Origin of the sequence: Bordetella sp. BOR01 (assembly GCF_019218885.1) — a bacterium.
Classification (GTDB): domain Bacteria; phylum Pseudomonadota; class Gammaproteobacteria; order Burkholderiales; family Burkholderiaceae_B; genus Bordetella_A.
In genome coordinates this window covers 1,361,291-1,378,492 of the sequence record NZ_JAHUWT010000003.1, presented here as the reverse complement: position 1 = coordinate 1,378,492, position 17,202 = coordinate 1,361,291, and the positions used below count along the sequence as shown (strand labels likewise).

At 66.0% G+C, this 17,202-nt stretch carries 15 protein-coding genes; 5 read left to right on the top strand and 10 right to left on the bottom strand.

The genetic code is table 11. The features are described from left to right. Positions 1 to 12: 12 nt before the first annotated feature. From KW845_RS21420 to KW845_RS21400, 5 genes are all read right to left on the bottom strand, one after another. Positions 13 to 1,350 carry an ABC transporter substrate-binding protein gene (locus tag KW845_RS21420; RefSeq protein ID WP_218371333.1) on the bottom strand — a complete coding sequence of 446 codons (1,338 nt, stop codon included), beginning with the start codon at positions 1,348 to 1,350 and terminating at the stop codon, positions 13 to 15. A 100-nt stretch (positions 1,351 to 1,450) separates the two neighbouring features. Beyond that, positions 1,451 to 2,515 (bottom strand): branched-chain amino acid ABC transporter permease, encoded by a 1,065-nt coding sequence (locus KW845_RS21415; RefSeq protein ID WP_218371332.1) that lies wholly within the window; start codon positions 2,513 to 2,515, stop codon positions 1,451 to 1,453. Positions 2,516 to 2,528: 13 nt separating this feature from the next. Next, positions 2,529 to 3,458: a branched-chain amino acid ABC transporter permease gene (locus KW845_RS21410; protein WP_218371331.1), complete on the bottom strand. Its 930-nt coding sequence runs from the start codon at positions 3,456 to 3,458 to the stop codon at positions 2,529 to 2,531. Between the two features lie 15 nt (positions 3,459 to 3,473). Then, positions 3,474 to 4,271: an ABC transporter ATP-binding protein gene (locus KW845_RS21405; RefSeq protein ID WP_218371330.1), complete on the bottom strand. Its 798-nt coding sequence runs from the start codon at positions 4,269 to 4,271 to the stop codon at positions 3,474 to 3,476. A 3-nt stretch (positions 4,272 to 4,274) separates the two neighbouring features. Beyond that, positions 4,275 to 6,212 carry a long-chain fatty acid--CoA ligase gene (locus tag KW845_RS21400; protein WP_218371450.1) on the bottom strand — a complete coding sequence of 646 codons (1,938 nt, stop codon included), beginning with the start codon at positions 6,210 to 6,212 and terminating at the stop codon, positions 4,275 to 4,277. A gap of 211 nt (positions 6,213 to 6,423) precedes the next feature. On the opposite strand from KW845_RS21400, the gene KW845_RS21395 reads away from it, so the two are divergent. The 4 genes from KW845_RS21395 to KW845_RS21380 all read left to right on the top strand — a co-directional run bounded on the left by KW845_RS21395 (position 6,424) and on the right by KW845_RS21380 (position 9,741). Further along, positions 6,424 to 7,122 (top strand): Crp/Fnr family transcriptional regulator, encoded by a 699-nt coding sequence (locus KW845_RS21395; RefSeq protein ID WP_218371329.1) that lies wholly within the window; start codon positions 6,424 to 6,426, stop codon positions 7,120 to 7,122. Positions 7,123 to 7,306: 184 nt separating this feature from the next. Next, on the top strand, positions 7,307 to 8,776 hold the full coding sequence (gene pap / locus KW845_RS21390; RefSeq protein WP_218371328.1) for a polyphosphate:AMP phosphotransferase: 1,470 nt from the start codon (positions 7,307 to 7,309) through the stop codon (positions 8,774 to 8,776). 42 nt (positions 8,777 to 8,818) lie between these two features. Continuing rightward, positions 8,819 to 9,280: a GNAT family N-acetyltransferase gene (locus KW845_RS21385; RefSeq protein ID WP_218371327.1), complete on the top strand. Its 462-nt coding sequence runs from the start codon at positions 8,819 to 8,821 to the stop codon at positions 9,278 to 9,280. Next, the gene (locus KW845_RS21380) at positions 9,277 to 9,741 is read left to right on the top strand and encodes an HIT family protein (RefSeq protein ID WP_218371326.1); all 465 of its coding nucleotides are present in this window, start codon (positions 9,277 to 9,279) and stop codon (positions 9,739 to 9,741) included. The genes KW845_RS21385 and KW845_RS21380 overlap by 4 nt, the downstream gene beginning before the upstream one ends. A gap of 30 nt (positions 9,742 to 9,771) precedes the next feature. On the opposite strand, the gene KW845_RS21375 is transcribed toward KW845_RS21380, so the two are convergent. The 3 genes from KW845_RS21375 to KW845_RS21365 all read right to left on the bottom strand — a co-directional run bounded on the left by KW845_RS21375 (position 9,772) and on the right by KW845_RS21365 (position 13,847). Continuing rightward, the gene (locus tag KW845_RS21375; protein WP_218371325.1) at positions 9,772 to 11,364 is read right to left on the bottom strand and encodes a YadA-like family protein; all 1,593 of its coding nucleotides are present in this window, start codon (positions 11,362 to 11,364) and stop codon (positions 9,772 to 9,774) included. 90 nt (positions 11,365 to 11,454) lie between these two features. Continuing rightward, on the bottom strand, positions 11,455 to 13,623 hold the full coding sequence (locus KW845_RS21370; protein ID WP_218371324.1) for a phosphocholine-specific phospholipase C: 2,169 nt from the start codon (positions 13,621 to 13,623) through the stop codon (positions 11,455 to 11,457). Positions 13,624 to 13,685: 62 nt separating this feature from the next. Next, a complete protein-coding gene (locus tag KW845_RS21365) occupies positions 13,686 to 13,847 on the bottom strand; it encodes a hypothetical protein (RefSeq protein ID WP_218371323.1) in 162 nt (53 codons plus the stop codon). 155 nt (positions 13,848 to 14,002) lie between these two features. Here KW845_RS21365 and KW845_RS21360 point away from each other — a divergent pair, with 155 nt between their 5' ends. After that, the gene (locus KW845_RS21360) at positions 14,003 to 14,842 is read left to right on the top strand and encodes an HAD-IIA family hydrolase (RefSeq protein ID WP_218371322.1); all 840 of its coding nucleotides are present in this window, start codon (positions 14,003 to 14,005) and stop codon (positions 14,840 to 14,842) included. Here the strand turns inward: KW845_RS21360 and KW845_RS21355 are convergent. Together KW845_RS21355 and KW845_RS21350 are read right to left on the bottom strand one after the other, a co-directional pair. Next, on the bottom strand, positions 14,839 to 15,768 hold the full coding sequence (locus KW845_RS21355) for a MurR/RpiR family transcriptional regulator (protein ID WP_255592775.1): 930 nt from the start codon (positions 15,766 to 15,768) through the stop codon (positions 14,839 to 14,841). The genes KW845_RS21360 and KW845_RS21355 overlap by 4 nt on opposite strands. A gap of 31 nt (positions 15,769 to 15,799) precedes the next feature. Continuing rightward, the gene (locus KW845_RS21350; protein ID WP_218371321.1) at positions 15,800 to 17,020 is read right to left on the bottom strand and encodes an NnrS family protein; all 1,221 of its coding nucleotides are present in this window, start codon (positions 17,018 to 17,020) and stop codon (positions 15,800 to 15,802) included. Positions 17,021 to 17,202: the final 182 nt, after the last annotated feature.

Below are 17,202 nucleotides of genomic sequence, written 5' to 3'. Positions count from 1 at the left end.
GGCCGGTTCACATCAGCCTTCGCACTTGCGGGGCGTGATGTTCTTCTCTTTGGCGTACTTCGCCGCGGCTTCCTGCACCAGCGCGCGCGTTACCGCCTTGTCGGACTGGTACCAGTCGGACACCACCTTGAACTCCTTGCCGTCCCATTGCACGATGCGAGCCCAGTCGTCGCCCATGTGGTTGTCGCACGAGGTCTTCACCGGCCGCATGATGTCGCCGAAGCCCAGCTCGTTCAGGCGTTCCTGGGTGATGTTCAGGTTCTCGAACCCCCAGCGCACCTGTTCCGGCGTCATGTGCTTGCCCTTGCCGAACTTTTCCTGGGCAGCGCGGATGGCCTCGACCTGCAGCATCGAGATCATCATGCCGCGCGTATGCGCGATAGTGTCCAGCGTGTTGCCGCCCGATGCGTCGCTGCCCTGGCCCTTGTCGTAGACGTACTTCTTCAAGTCGTCGTACACCTTGCCGGTTGCCGAACTGTTATGGATGGTGATGGCGTTGTAGCCCTTGGCGACCGTGCCCAGGTCCTTGACGTCGCCTTCCGAGCCGGCCCACCAGATGGCGTACATCTTGTCGCGCGGGTAGCCGCTGGCTTGCGCTTCGCGGATGGCAGTGGGCGTCATGATGCCGGCGCTCCACAACAGCACGTAGCTGGGACGCGACTGGCGGATCTGCAGCCAGGTCGATTTCTGCTCTACCCCCGGCGCGGTCACCGGATACAGCAACAGCTCGAAGCCTTGCGCCGCGGCGCGCTTCTGCAACAGCGGGATCGGCTCTTTGCCGTAGGGCGAATCGTGATAGACCAGGGCGATCTTCTTGCCCTTGAGCTTGTCCATGCCGCCTTCTTTCTTGGCGATGTCCTGGATCATCACATCGGCCGCCGTCCAGTAGGTGCCCAGCAGCGGGAAATTCCATTCGAACACGCTGCCGTCCACCGACTGCGACAGCCCGTAGCCCATGGTCTCGACCGGCACCTTGTCGGCCACGGCCTTGTCGGTAACCGCGAAAGTGATGCCGGTGGACTGGGTATCGAAGCCCGACGCCCCGCCGCCCTTGGCCTTCAGGCGCTCGTAGCATTCCACGCCGCGGTCGGTGGCGTAGGCGGTTTCACATTCTTCGTACGTGATCTTCACGCCGTTGACGCCGCCATCGCGCGCATTGACCAGTTTCAGGTAGTCGAGCTTGCCATCGGCCCACGGTATGCCCAGCGGCGCGAACGAACCGGTGCGATACACCAAGAGCGGAACGAATTGCTCTTCGGCCGCCAGCGCCGGCGCAGCGGCCGCAGCCAGGCCGCCGGTGACGGCCATGACGGCCGCTGCCCACTTCAGGTTAAGACGCTTCATCTCCATTTACCTCCTGCTTGGTGCGTTTGACACCGGGATTGGCCCGGTCTGAAGCCGGGTAGTCGAATGACCGCCGCGCCGCTTGTGCCGGCACGGCGGCCGGGAATCAGTGCGGGAAAGGCCAGATGCGCAATTTCTCTTTGCCTATGCTCCACAGGCGGGCCAGCCCGTGCGGCTCGGCAATCAGGAAGAACACGATCAGCGCGCCGAACACCATGTGCTCGATATGCGCGGCGGTATCCACCGACAGCGACAGGCCCAGCAAGTGGGGCACGTTGGTCAGTGCCACCGGCACCAGCACGATGAACGCCGCGCCGAAGAAGCCGCCCATGATGGAGCCCAGCCCGCCGATGATCACCATGAACAGCAACTGGAAGGAGCGGCCCAGGTCGAAGGCCAGGGGCTCCCACGAGCCCAGGTGGATATAGCCCCACAACGCGCCGGCCACGCCCACGATGAACGAGCTGACCGCGAAGGCGGTGAGCTTGGCGTACATGGGGCGGATACCGATCACCGCGGCCGCCACGTCCATGTCGCGGATCGCCATCCATTGGCGGCCGATGGCGCCGCGCACCAGGTTCTTGGCCAGCAGCGCGAACACCACCACGATGGCCAGCACGAACAGGTAGCGTTGCAGCGACGTCTGCACCGGCAGCCCGAAGGCCGTCAGTGCCGGCACCGACACGCTGCCCGACGACGAATAATTGGTAAAGAACTGGATGCGCAGGAATGCCCAATCGACGAAGAACTGGGCGGCCAGCGTGGCCACCGCCAGGTACAGACCGCGGATGCGCAGGCTGGGGATACCGAACAGCACGCCCACCAGCGTGGCGAAGCAGCCGCCCAGCAAGATCTGCAGCAGCAGCGGCATGCCGGGAAAGCGCACCCCGAAATTCCAGGCCGCGTATGCACCCACTGCCATGAAAGCACCGGTGCCCAGCGAAATCTGGCCGCAATAGCCCACCAGGATATTCAAGCCCACGGCGGCCAGCGACAGGATCAGGAACGGGATCAGGATGGCGCGCAGCAGGTAGTCGCTGGCCAGCAAAGGCACGGCCACGAAGGCCACCGCCAATAACAGGCCGATGAAGATGCGGTCCTGGCGGATCGGGAAGATCTGCTGGTCGGCGCGATAGCCGGTCTTGAATTGGCCGTTTTCGCGATAGAACATGGTGTAGACCTCGTCAGACCCGATCGATGATTTTCTCGCCGAACAACCCTTGCGGGCGGAACAGCAGGAACACAAGCGCCAGCACGTAGGCGAACCAGATTTCGATGCCGCCGCCCACCAACGAGCCCAGGTAGACTTCCGACAGCTTTTCGCCCACGCCGATGATCAGCCCGCCCAGGATGGCGCCCGGCACCGAGGTCAGGCCGCCCAGGATCACCACCGGCAACGCGCGCAGCGCCGCGGTCGACAGCGTGAACTGCACCCCGAACTTCGACCCCCAGATAATGCCGGCCACCAGCGCCACCAGCCCCGCCACGCTCCAGACAATCACCCAGATGCGGTTCAGCGGAATGCCGATCGATTGCGCGGCCTGGTGGTCATCGGCCACCGCGCGCAACGCCCGGCCGGTGCTGGTGTACTGGAAGAACAGCGCCAGCGCGGCTACCAGCAGCGCGGCCACCACGGCGGCGGTCAGGTCTTCCAGGTTGATCAGGATGCCGCCCTCGAACATCGATTCCAGGATGAAGGCCGGGTCTTTGGGCATGCCCACGTCGATGCTGTAGACCGAACTGCCGAAGGCGATCTGGCCCAGCCCGTCCAGGAAGTAGCTGATGCCCAGCGTGGCCATCAGCAGCGTGGTGACTTCCTGGTTGACCAGGTGGCGCAGCACGTAGCGCTCTACCGCCACGGCCAGCAAGAACATCAGCGCGGCGCTCACGATGAAGGCCAGCACGTTGGCCAGCAGCAGGTTCTCGAATCCCAGCCAGGCGGGAATCCATTCGGAAAAACGCGCCATAGAAAGGGCAGCCACCAGCACCATGGCGCCCTGCGCAAAATTGAATACGCCCGATGCCTTGAAGATCAGCACGAAGCCCAGGCCGATCAGGGCATACAGCATGCCGCTCATCAGGCCGCCGAACAGGGTTTCCAGGAAAAATCCCATGTCTCTTCCGCCTTCTTAGTGCGACACGCCCAGGTAGGCCTGGATGACAGCTTCATTGGCGCGGACTTCGTCGGGCTTGCCGTCGCCAATTTTCTTGCCGTAGTCCAGCACCACCACGCGGTCCGAGATATCCATCACTACGCCCATGTCGTGTTCGATCAGCACGATGGTGGTGCCGAACTCGTCGTTCACGTCCAGGATGAAGCGGCTCATGTCCTGCTTTTCTTCGATGTTCATGCCGGCCATGGGCTCGTCCAGCAGCAGCAGGCGCGGCTCCATGGCCAGCGCGCGGCCCAGGTCCACCCGCTTTTGCAGGCCGTAGGGCAGGCGGCCCACCGGCGTCTTGCGATGCGCCTGGATCTCGAGAAAGTCGATGATGTTCTCGACGAATTCGCGGTGGCGGATTTCTTCGCGCTCGGCTGGCCCCCAGCGCAGCGCCTGCGCCAGCAGGCCGCATTTCATGCGCAGGTTGCGGCCGGTCATGATGTTGTCCAGCACGCTCATGCCCTTGAACAGGGCCAGGTTCTGGAAGGTGCGCGCAATGCCCATTTCGGCGGCGCGGCGCGGGTTCATGCGGGAATAGCGCGTGCCTTCGAACTCGATGCCGCCCTGCTGCGGCGTATACACGCCGTTGATGACGTTCAGCATCGAGCTCTTGCCGGCGCCATTGGGGCCGATGATGGCGCGGATCTCGTGTTCGCGCACGTCGAACGAGATATCGGTCAACGCCTTCACCCCCCCGAACGCCAGGGAGATATTCTGCAGGTCGAGCATGACCTTGCCGATGCGCTGGTCGCGGTCTGGGTGAGTCATCGTCTACGCGGCCTGGGCGGTAATAGGAGGAAAGGTCTTGACCGGCCGGATCTTCAGGTCGGCGGCGATCTTGCCGGCGCGCCCATCCTCGAATTTCACTTCGGTCTCGATGTATTGCGATGACTGCCCGGCGAACAGCGCCTCGACCAGCACCCCGTACTTCTGGGCAATGAAGGCGCGCCGCACTTTGCGGGTGCGGGTCAATTCATCGTCATCGGGGTCGAGTTCCTTGTGCAGGATCAGGAAACGGGCAATCTGCGAGGCGGCCAGCTTGGAGTCGCCGGCCAGGTCGGCGTTGATCTGCTCGATGCACTCGCCCACCAGTTGGTAGACCTCGTCCTTGGCGGCCAGGTCGGTGTAGCCGGCATAGGGCAGGCCGCGGCGCTCGGCCCAGTTGCCCACGGCTTCCAGGTCGATGTTGACGAAGGCGCAGACGTGGTCGCGGTCGGCACCGAAGGCCACGGCTTCCTTGATGTGCGGGAAGAACTTCAGCTTGTTCTCGAGATACTTGGGCGCGAACAGGCTGCCATCGGCCAGCTTGCCGACGTCTTTGGCGCGGTCGATGATCTTGAGCTGGCCATCGGTGTCCAGGTAGCCGGCATCGCCGGTGTGATACCAGCCGTCGGCGTCGCGCGCCTCGACCGTGGCTTGCGGATTGCGGTAATACTCTTTGAACAGGCCGGGGCTCTTGACCAGGATCTCGCCATTGTCGGCCACGCGGATCTCGACCCCGCTGACGGGCGGCCCCACGGTGTCGTCGCGCACATGGCCGTCGGGCTGCACGCACACGAACACTGAGGTCTCGGTCGACCCGTACAACTGCTTCAGGTTGATGCCGATGGATCGGTAGAACACGAACAGGTCGGGGCCGATGGCTTCGCCCGCCGTGTAGGCCACGCGCACGCGGCTCATGCCCAGGGCATTGCGCAGGGGGCCGTAGACCAGCACATTGCCCAGGGCATAGCGCAGGCGGTTCCAGGCGCTGACCGGCTCGCCATCCAGGATGCACACCCCCACCTTGCGCGCCAGGCCCATGCAGGCGCGAAACATCATGCGCTTGATGGCGCCGGCGTCTTCCATGCGGATCATCACATGCGTCAGCAGCCCTTCCAGCACGCGCGGTGGCGCGAAATAGTAGGTGGGCCCGATATCGCGCATATCGATCGCTACGGTATCGGGAGACTCGGGATGGTTGACCGTGAAACCGCTGACCAGCAGCTGCGTATAAGAAAACATGTTCTGGCCGATCCAGGCCGGCGGCAGGTAGGCCAGCACGTCTTCCTGGTCGGTCAGTTGCTCCATGTCGGCCACCGCGCGGGCGCGGTCGATCAGGGCATGGTGGGTCAGCACCACGCCCTTGGGCTTGCCGGTGGTGCCCGACGTATAGAACATGGCGGCGGCGTCGTGCGGCTGCACGGCGGCCACGGCCTGGTCGTAGAAACCGGGATGCGCCTCGGCATGCTCGCGGCCGGTGGCCTCGAGCTGCTCGTACGAGCGCAGCATCGGGTCGGCGTAGTGACGCATGCCGCGCGGGTCGTCATAGACCACATGGGCCAGCGCCGGGCATTGCTCGCGCACGTCCAGCATCTTGTCGACCTGTTCCTGGTCTTCCACGACGGCCACGGTAATGCCGGCATCCTGCAGCACGTAGACCATTTCCTGCGCCACCGCGTCCTGGTACAGCGGCACCGGGATCGCCCCCAGCGCCTGCGCGGCCATCATGGCGATATACAGGCGCGGGCGGTTCTCGCCGATGACGGCGACGTGCATGCCCGGGCCTATGCCCAGCGCCGCCAGGCCATGCGCCGTCAGCCTGACATGGCGCGCAACATCGCTCCAGGTCAGGGTCTGCCAGATGCCCAGGTCTTTCTCGCGTATCGCGGGCCGCGCCCCACGCACACTGGCATGCTGCTGCAGCAGGCCAGGAAAGGTATGGGGCATGGCCGGCGAAGGGCCGGCTGCAGGCTGTACTTGCGCCACGTTGTCTCCTCCGGTTTGGGGGCCGCCCCGTGTGGCGCTCAAGCTGGCGGCATGAACACCGGGGCGGCACTTGACCAGTTCATCTTCGATATCGGCAGCCGTTAAGGTATAAGGTTGGGTGGCGACCGACTGTCACGATTGCGACATTCCAGGAACATTTAGGGTATTCCCGATGCAGCTAGCCGATTCCCTGCACCTTGCCGCTGCCTGGTTCCGCGTCCTGACCGACGAGCAGCGATCGCGCGTCGAGCGGGATATCGCGGTCCAACCCGCCCAGGCTGGCACGATCATAGAACGCAAGGGCGAACTTGCGCAGGTATGGATCGGCGTCCTGGCCGGGCTGGTAAAGGTCTCGGTGGGCAATGCCGAAGGCAAGGTTGCCTCGCTGACCGGCGTGCCGGCCGGCGGCTGGATCGGCGAAGGCTCGCTGCTCAAGCGCGAGGTGCGCAAATACGACGTGGTGGCGCTGCGCGATTCGGTGGTGGCGCGCCTGCCGGCGGCTACCTTCGACTGGCTGCTGGACACCAGCATTCCCTTCAACCGCTATCTGCTGCATCAACTGAACGAGCGCGTGGCGCAGTTCATCGGCAAGGCCGAATACGACCGCCTGCTGGACCCGGACGCCCGCGTGGCGCGCTGCCTGGCGGAATTGTTCAATCCGCTGCTGTACCCCGGCATGGGGATGCGGCTGGCTATCACGCAGGAAGAGGTCGGGTACCTGGCCCGGGTGTCGCGGCAGCGGGCCAATCAGGCGTTGGGGAAGCTGGAAGAGGCCGGATTGCTGCGGGTGGAATATGGGGCGGTGCGGGTGCTGGATTTGGAGGGGTTGAAGGGGTACGGGGGGGATGTGGTGGCCGGCGAGGGGGGGTGATCTCTCTCTTCGCTTCGATATGGCTGGGTGTTTTGTTCTTAGGGCGCCGTAGCGGCAGGCCGCCCTGCGTTGCCTTTGCGGTCAGATGGTGGCTTGCGCAGAGTGTGGGGGGCTGGAGCTTGCGTCGGCAAAAAATATCCCGCAACATCAACGCATTGCCACATGGCCCTGAACGCGTCACCTCATGTTTGCAGAAGCGCAGTCCGACCCGTCGCTGTCCAAGGATGCCTACGAAGCCCATGAAGCACGCCTGCGCGTGGCGCTGCTGAAGGCCCAATACCGCCAGCTGGAACGCGCCGACCGTGCGCTGTTGGTGGTGGTGGCCGGTATCGACGGGGCGGGCAAGGGAGCCACCATCAATCTGCTGAATGAATGGATGGATCCGCGCCACATCAAGACGATGGCGTTCGGGCCGCCCGAAGCCGACGAACTCGAGCGGCCGCCGATGTGGCGCTACTGGAACGAACTGCCGGCCAAAGGGCGTACCGGCATCGTGTTCGGATCCTGGTATGTGCCGCTGCTGCAAGAGGCGGTGCGCAAGAAGCCCCGCCAGCGACGCATCGAGGCGCATGCCGAGGCTATCCGCCGCTTCGAGGCGGTGCTGGTCGCCGAGGGCGTGCAGATCATCAAGCTTTGGTACCACTTGTCGGCGCAGGCGCAGGCCGAACGCACCCAGCGCCTGCTGGCCAGCCCCGAGACCGCCTGGCAGGTAACGCCGGCCGATCGCAAGGTGCACAAGAAATACCACCGGCTGTGCGATGCGGGCCGCCTGGCCATCGGACTGACCCAGGGCGCGCATGCGCCCTGGACTGTCATTCCCAGCGCTGATGACCGGCTGCGCGCGGTGCGCAGCAGCGAAGCCGTGCTGGCGGCGCTGCGCCGGCGCGGCACGCCGCGCGTAACGGCCGAGTTCGCCAGCCCGCCGCCCGCGGTGGCGCGCCATGCCCCCCGGCTCGATCGCATCGACTATCAAGCCAAGCTCGACAAAAACGACTATGAATCCATGCTGGGACTGCTGCAGGGGCGGCTGGCCAAGGCGGCGCGCTCGGCCGCATTTCACAAGCGCAGCCTGGTACTGGTGTTCGAAGGGCAAGACGCCTCGGGCAAGGGCGGCACCATCCGCCGCGTCACGCATGCGCTGGATGCGCGGCAGTTCGATATCAGCCCCATCGGCGTGCCGGCGCCGCACGAACTGGCGCGGCCCTATCTGTGGCGGTTCTGGCGCCGCCTGCCGCGGCAAGGCCGCATCGCCATCTTCGATCGCTCCTGGTATGGCCGCGTCCTGGTCGAGCGCGTCGAAGGCCTGGCCACACCCGCCGAATGGCGCCGCGCCTATGCCGAGATCAACGACTTCGAACACCAGCTTGTAGGCCATGGCGCCATCGTGCTGAAGTTCTGGCTGGCCGTCACGCCCGATGTGCAGCTGCAGCGGTTCCGCGAACGCCAGCACTCACCCTTCAAGCATTTCAAGATCACCGCCGACGACTGGCGCAACCGCAAGCAATGGGCCGGCTACGCCGCCGCCACCAACGCTATGCTGGCGCGCACCGACACGGCCCGGGCCCCCTGGCATGTGGTGCCGTCCAACGACAAGCGCCATGCCCGCGTGCAGGTGCTGCGACACATCGTCGATGCCCTGGAAGACGCTCTCTGACCCCTCTGCCCACACGTCCCACGTCCATACGCCCAAATGCCCATGAAAACTGCTGCAAAACCCTCTGCCGACATCCGCCCCGTAGGCGCCGCCAATTTCGAGGCCTGGCTACCGCTGTGGAAGGGATACCAGGCGTTCTACAACGTCGACATCGCCGACGCCGTCACGCGCACCACCTGGGAACGCTTCCTGGATCCGGCCGAACCGATGCATGCGGCGCTGGCCTACGACAACGGCCGCGCGGTGGGCCTGGTGCACTGGGTGCTGCACCGGTCGTGCTGGACAGCCGGCGACTACTGCTACCTGCAAGACCTGTTCGTGGCGCCCGACGTGCGCGGCGGCGGCCATGGCCGCGCCCTGATCGAACATGTGTATGCCCAGGCCCGGGCCGTCAATGCCGCCCGCGTGTACTGGCTGACGCACGAAACCAACCACACCGCCATGCAGCTCTACGATCGCATCGCCGACCGCCCCGGCTTCATCCAGTACCGGAAGGCGCTGTGAGCACGCGCGACCCCGACTGCCCTTTATGCCGCGAAGACGGCGGCACCTTGCTGTGGCGCGGCGCGCACCTGCGCGTCATCGAGGTAGACGACGCCGACTACCCCGGCTTCACCCGCGTCATCTGGAACGGCCACCTGCCCGAAATGACCAGCCTGTCCACGCACGGGCGCGACTTGCTGATGCGCGCCGTGTACGCCGTGGAACAAGTCCAGCGCGACATCCTGGCGCCCGACAAGATCAACCTGGCATCGCTGGGCAACATGGTGCCGCACCTGCACTGGCACATCATCCCCCGCTGGCGCGGCGACCGCCATTTCCCCGACGCCATCTGGGCCCCGCCACGCGTCCCTCCCGGCACCGAACCGCCAGACTGGCACACCCGCCAGGCGCGCACCCACCAGTTGCTACCCCGCTACCGCAACCGCCTGCCGGAAGCCCTGAACGCCCTGCTATGGCATTGAAATAAACCCGCGCACACCCGACACCAAGAGCTACCACTGATACCCCACCCCCACGGCCCCCCCCATGTCACCGCGCGACGACCCGTTGGCCGCGGCCTTCACCACCCAGCTACCGCTGGACGACACACGCGACACGCCCAGCGCATAGCCCGATTCGCCGTTCCACGCGCCTCCGGCCAACGACACCATATTGCGCCCGGGCAGATACGCTTGCGGCAGGCCGGCCGTGGCCATGGCCGCCGCGACCCCGGCCCGCAATTCGCGGTCCATGCTGTGCACCTGCGATCGCAGGCTGGACAGGCCCCGTTCGGTGTTCTGGGTCACGGATCGCAGTTGCCCCACATTGGCCGCATCGGTATCGGCACTGCCGGCGGCCACGCCGGTAATCTGGCGGCCGCCCACGTTCAGCTCGCCAGTCGATGACTGCGGGCTGGCCATGCCATAAGCCTGGTAGTCGGCCCGGGCGCCGCGCACGGCCTGGGAACCGGCGCCCAGCGCCACGCTGTTGGCCGCCGATGCCTGGGCGCTCGTGCCTATCGCCACGCTGTCGCTGGCGCCTCCCACCGCGGCGCTGCCGATCGACACCGCGCGGTCGGCCGTGATGCCGCGCCCTGCCTCCGATCCGATCGACACGTTGCCGCTGCCCTGCACGCCCAGGCCCGCGCCCGTGCCTTGCGCCACGTTGTTCGAGCCCCGGACCCCGCGGCCGGCACCCAGGCCGCTGGCCTGGTTGTTGCTGCCCGTGACATCGCTGCCGGCGTACGAGCCCGTGGCCAGGTTGTTGTCGCCCGCAACGGCCTGGCCGCTGTTCATGCCGCTGGCCTGGTTGCCGTTGCCCCGCACCTGCTGCCCGGCATTCTGGCCTGCGGACTGATTGTTGTTGCCGGCCACATCGCGGCCTGCGTCCTGGCCGATGGCCTGGTTGGAATCGCCGGTGACGTTGCGCCCGGCGTTGGACCCCATGGCCGTGTTCTGGTTGCCGCGCGTATCGGTGCCGGCCCAGAAACCAAGACCGTTGTTGTAGTCGCCGGTGACGTTCTGCCCGGAGCTGCGCCCAAACGACTGGTTCCAGCCACCCTGCACATTGGTGCCCGCGTAGTAGCCAATGGCCTGGTTGGCATTCTTGCCGCCCACATTCGAGCCTGCGCCCTCGCCGATGGCCACGTTCCAGTTCGTGCTGACGTTCTGTCCGGCGCCGTTGCCCAGCGCCTGGTTGTTGCTGCCGGCCACGTTGCGGCCCGCATTCGAGCCGATGGCGGTGTTCTGGCTGCCGGTCACGCCGGTGCCGGCCCAGAAACCCACCGCGTTGTTGTAGTTGCCGGTGACATCCTGCCCGGCACTGCGGCCGATCGACTGGTTCCAGCCGCCCTGCACGTCCTGCCCGGCATTGAAGCCGATGGCCTGGTTGGCATTGCCGCCCGACACATTCGAGCCCGCCGCTTCGCCCACCGCCAGGTTCCATTGTGTGGAAACATCCTGGCCGGCATTGTTGCCCACGGCGTAGTTGCTGCCGTCCCACTGTACCGGCTGTGCCTGCGCCAGCCCGCTGGCAACCGCCCATATCGCGGCCGCGATGGCCGAGTGCGCCCCCGGCCCGCGCGGGGCCGTCTTGATGCGTTTCATGTCTAGCCTCGGAAAGTAAACGTATGCAGGTGCCGCGACGCAAGCACGCGGGCACGCACGCCGTCGGGCGTGCGTCGCGGCGCCCAGGGTTCAGAGGGTGGTGGCCATGGCCGGGTCGCTGACCGTGTGGCTGCCGGTTTCGACACGGCCTGCAAAGCGGCGCGCCAGTCCGTCGGCCTCTAGCGTGAAGTCGTACCAGTTGCCACTGTCGGCCAAGACCCAATGCTGTTCGGCCACCTGGCCGGCCGGCACGTCCAGCGCCCAGGGCCCATCGGTGCGGTAGGCATTGGCCTGCAGCGTGACGCGGGCTGCCGCGGTGCCGTTGTTGGCCACCTTGGCATAGACACTGCCTTCTTTCACGTCGTAGCAGACCTGCGCTTCCACCTTGGCGCCCGTGCCGCTATTGCCGCTGAAGGTACGGACGAAGCCGTTGGTACCGTATACCCACAAGTCGTAGTCGCCGCCGTCGGCCGGCGCATCCCAGTCGTCTTCCAGCATCTTGCCGGCCTCGACCGTGTAGCGGCGCGGGATCAGGTCCAGGTGATTCTTGTCGTACACATGGAACACGGCGCCAGCCTTGCCGGTGTTGCTGAAGATCAGCTTCACGCGGCCATCGTCGCCCACCCGGGCGCTGACATGCAATTCATACGGCAAGGCGCGCGAATAACGGGTACCGGGCTCTTGGTACAGCGGCTGTGGTGTCAGGGGCGGATCGGCACGCGGCATGGTGCGCTGCTGGGCCTCTTGGGCAGCGTAGTCGCTATTGTCGGGCAGGGTGGGAAACGACGGGTCATTGGGGGTTTCGAAATCGAAGGCCGAGGTCAGGTCGCCGCACACGGCGCGATGCCAGGGGCTGATGCTGTCGACCGTGATGCCGAAGCGCTTCTCCAGGAAACGGCCCACCGACGTGTGGTCGAACGCTTCGGAACTGACCCACCCCCCGCGGCTCCAGGGCGAGATCACGTACATCGGTACGCGCGGGCCCAGGCCCCAGGGGCGCGTGGTGCCGCTGATGGTGTCGTCGGCCTTCAGGTACTTGCGCGCCGGATCCGAGAAGTACTCGCCATCGAGCGCCACGGTGGACTTGCCCATCAACTTGCCGTCGGCATCGTAAGAAGGCACGGCGGGCGGCGGCAGGTGGTCGAACAGGCCATCGTTCTCGTCGAACGTGATGAAGAACGCCGTCTTGGCCCAGACTTCCGGATTGGCCGTCAGCGCGTCCAGCACGCGCGAAATGTAGTCGGCCCCCTGCGAGGTGCTGCCGCCGCCGCCCGGATGCTCGGACTCGGGCGGCGAGGGCAGCACCCACGACACCTCGGGCAAGGTGTTGTTGCGCACATCGTTGGTCAGGGCTTCCAGGCTGTAGTGGCTCATGCCCTTTTCGTACAGCGGCGAGCCTGGCTCGGCCGTGCGGAACGATTCGAACGCCAGGCCGCCGTGCATGGCGCCTGTCCAGTTATTGTTCGGGTCTTGGTAAAAGCGCCAGCTGACGCCGGCCTTTTCCAGCAGGTCGGGCAGTGTCGGCCACTTGAACGACGAGCCCTGGTAGGTGTAGCCGGGCTCGGGCAGCGCGCCGGTAATCCAGCAGCGCAGGTTGTTCGGCTCCGAATCGGAATCGGTGCAGTTGATGCCCAGGCGGCCCAGTTCCGGATTGAAGTTCGAACCCGACCAGAACACGATGCGATTGGGATCGGTGCCGGTGGTAATGGAACAGTGGTAGCCGTCGCAAATCGTGAATGCCTCGGCCAGCGCATACTGGAACGGAATGTCGGTGCGCCGGTAGTACCCCATGGAATGCACATTCTTGTACTGGGGCCAGAAACCGAACTTGCCCTGGTTCCAGGCGGCCTGCGCGTCAGAGAACGAATGCGGCGTGCCCGGCACGAAAATGGCGTTCATCGATTCGCGGTCCAGGTGATAGGGCGGCACTTCTTTCGTGCCGTCCGACTGGAACCACACCGACTTGCCGCTGGCCAGCGGAATGGGAAACCGGTCGCCGAAGCCGCGCACGCCGCGCATGGCGCCGAAGTAATGGTTGAAGGCACGGTTTTCCTGCATCAGGATGACCACGTGCTTGACGTCCTGGATGGTGCCGGTTTCGACAGCCGCCGAAATGGCCAGGGCGCGTTGAATGGAAGCGGGCAGCAGGGCGGCCGCCGACAGGGCGCCCATGGCGCCGGCCGATTTGCGCAAGAAGTCGCGGCGGGCCGCATGGCGGGGCGCACTGTCGCCAGGCGCAGGAAAAATAGGCTTGGTCATGAAGGTCTCACGCGGAATGGGAAGAAGGGGGGCATGCAGCTCGCGATTGGGGGCGGCCCCGCTCAGGGCGCACAGCGCAGTTGCGCCGATGGGCCCGGGTTCTCGGGCGTTTCGGGTTGGCTGGAAGAATCGTCGTCGTCGCTGCCGCTGCCGCAGGCAGTCAGCAGGCATAACAGCAGGCTGGCCGCCAGGGCGGCCCAGGGGCGGGAAGATAGCGAGTTCATGTCGGGGTCCTCTTGCGGGTGGGATGCAGCAGATGGGATGCAAGATTAGGCAGGCAAGATGACAATGAAATGAATGATGCTCAAATATTATTTATTACAAAATGAGCTTTATTCAGCTAAACTGGCTGTGTTGTTGTCGTCCCGATCTCGCCCGCATGACTGCCTACGATTCGCCTTCCCTGGCCTGCCCCGCCGCATCCGCACCCAACCCTGAAGACACACCCTGGCACGCCGGCCAGCCCAGCTTGATCCTGGACCTGGACGGCACGCTGATCCGCGAACATGAACCCATTGAAGGCGCGGCCGAGCTGCTGCGCGCTTTTCACGGGCGCTTCGTCATCGTGTCGAACAATTCCACGCATACCGCGCACCAGATGGCGCGGCGCCTGCGCGGCATGGGGCTGCCCGTGCGCGCCGGCGACCTGGTGCTGGCGGGCGAACAAATGGTGCAATACCTGCGCGCCCACCATGCGGGCGCGCGCATACTGATGCGCGCCACACCGGCCCTGAAACGCCAGGCGGCGGCACGCGGGTGCCGGCTAGTGGAACGCGATGCGGATGTGGTGGCGCTGGCGCTGGACAAGACCTTCGACTATGCGGCACTGGCCGCCATGGCCCGCGAGCTGGCCCGTGGCGCCAAGCTGGTGGCCAGCAACATCGACCGCACCCATCCCGGCCCCGACGGGCAGATCGTGCCGGAAACCGGCACGCTGCTGCAGGCGGTAATGGCCTGCACCGGCAACCGGCCCCGGCACGTATGCGGCAAGCCCGGGCCCGCCATGTTCGCCGAGGGGTTGCGCCGGCTGGGAAGCACGCCGGCCGCCACGCTGGTCATTGGCGACAATCCCGCCACCGATGCGGCGGGCGCTGCACGCGCCGGCCTGCGATACGTGCTGCTGGGAACCGGCCCGCAAGCCATGGCCGCCACGCCGGCGCAACTGCTGGCGCGCGATTGCACCGCGCGCTCGGGACTGCCGGGGCGCGGTGCGGCCTAGTACCGCTTGAGCGACAGCACGTTGAACGTGCTTTTCAGCGTGGCCACGGATTTGTCGTAGTTCGACAGCGCCAGGCAGGCGATCAGCGCATCGATGATGGCCAGTTGCGCCAGGCGGCTGGTCATGGCCTCGGTGCGAAAGCGCGTTTCGCGGGCGATGGTGTGCAACAGCACATCGGCAAAGGCCTGGATCGGCGACTTGCCAAAATTGGTAATGCAGATAGTACGCGCGCCGGCCTCTTTGGCCAGGCGCGTGGCCAATACGGTTTCGTGGGTGCTGCCCGAATGCGAGATCGTCAGCACCGCCACGTCGGGGCCGGTCAGCGATGCGCTGATCGCCTGCACGTGCGAATCGGTAACCGCGGTGGCGTTCAGGCCGATGCGCAGCATGCGGTAGTGGGCGTCTTCGGCAATGGTGGCCGAGCTGCCTATGCCATAGATCTCGATGCGACGGGCCTGGGCCAGTATCTGCACGGCCTGCTGCAAGGCCTGGGTGTCGAGCACCGAGGCGGTTTCCTGCAGTGCCTGGATGTTGCTCTGGAAGATCTTGGCCACCACGGTGCCGGCGCTGTCTTCGGGAGCCAGGTCTTCGTGGATGTACTGCACCGGCCGCACGATTTCCTGCGCCAGCGCGATCTTCAATTGCTGAAAGCCGGTTGCGCCCACCATCTTGCAAAAGCCGATGACGCTGCCTTCGCTGGATTCGGTTTTCTCGGCCACCTCGCTGACCGACATGTGCACCACTTGGCCGGGATTGCGGATGACGAATTCGCCGATACGCTGCGTGGCCGGCCCCATGGTCGGCAGCAGGCCTTCGATGCGCGCCAGCATGGCGGCCGGGGCCGCTTGCGGGGCAACAGGTTCGGCGCTGGAGGCTGCGGGCTTCTTGGTAGTGGCCATGGACGTGACGGTCTGGAGTGCGGCCATTTTCTCACAGCCGCATGACCGTCACAGGGATTCAGCCCGGCTTGCCGTCGACGCGCGGACGCGCCAGGCGCGGCGCGTAGGTCAGGGCATACAGCGCGAAGCCGATCACCCAGCACAGCGCCGCGCCGTAGACCCAGTGCAGGTAGCCGGCAGGCCACAACAGCGGCCCCCCTACGCGCAGCAGCGTGGCCACCACGATCAGCCAGTACGCGGCCACCTCGGAACGCCCCGCCACCAGCCGCCGGCCGGTATGGCCCAGCGCCGTGCGCGTGATCATGGCAATGATGGCCGTGCCCACCACCCCTACGGCAAACGCATGTTCGGCCACGCCGGGCATCACCCAGCCCAGTGCGCTGGCCGCCAGCAGCAGGAAGCCCGCCGGCAGCCAGGCATAGGCCAGGTGCAAGATCCACAAGATGGGCCGGTTGCCTACGGCATAGCCGCGCCAACCCGCCACGCGCACGGCCAGCAGCACGCCCGTCAGGGCCGACAGCGGCGCCACCACCCAGCCGGGCGCCGCCAGCACCCAGGCAACCAGCGCCGCGATCGTGGCCGCCACGATGGGCTTGCCCAGCCGCGGATGGGCTTTCAGGCGAAAGCCGGGCACGGCATTGGTGGTGAACATGGGCAGCACGCGCGCGCCGATCACCGTCACGAACAGCACGGGCAGGGCCAGCCCGGCCACGCAGGCGCGCAATGCCAGGGCCGCATCGCCTTGCCAGGCATAGGCGTGGTACGCCAGGTTGAGGGCGGCATACACCCACAAGGCCAGCGCAATAGGATAGTTGCGGCGGTTGCCCGCGCGCATCAGCACCCGGGTGAACGCCAGCGCCGCCAAAGGCAGGAACAGGCCATCGAGCAGTGCCGCCAGGGGCGGCGGGGCGAACCACATGGCCAGCCGGCCAGCCAGCCACAGCGCCGTCAGGGCGGCCAGGGCACCGCCGGCGGGCGTTTCCACGCCGGTCCAGGCACGCCCGGCGGTAAACAGGAACCCCACTACGATCACTGCCGCAAAGCCGAACACCATTTCATGCGCATGCCACAGCAGCGCCAGGCCCATTGAGCCGGCCGGCGGCGGCACCACCCCGGCCAGCTGCGCCGCCCAGATGGCGATCGCCAGGGCAGCGAATATCGCGCCGCCCAGGTAGAACGGGCGGAACCCCAGCGCGAACAGGGCCCAGCCCGACGGCGGAGGCTGTTGCGGTTCGCTGGGCCGGTGCAGGGCAGACGGGGAAATGGAGATTTGGGCCATGGCGTATTGAACTGAAGGAAAATACCGTGCAGAAAGCACGGTTGCGAACGAGTCTACCCCTGCTGCGCAACGGCATTGGCCTTAAGGCCCGGCCGGGCAGCCTATTGCAAGAACGTTTGCGGTTTCGCAATATCCACCGTCGCGAATATCTTACGAAGATTGGGTTATTTGGCGAGCCCCGG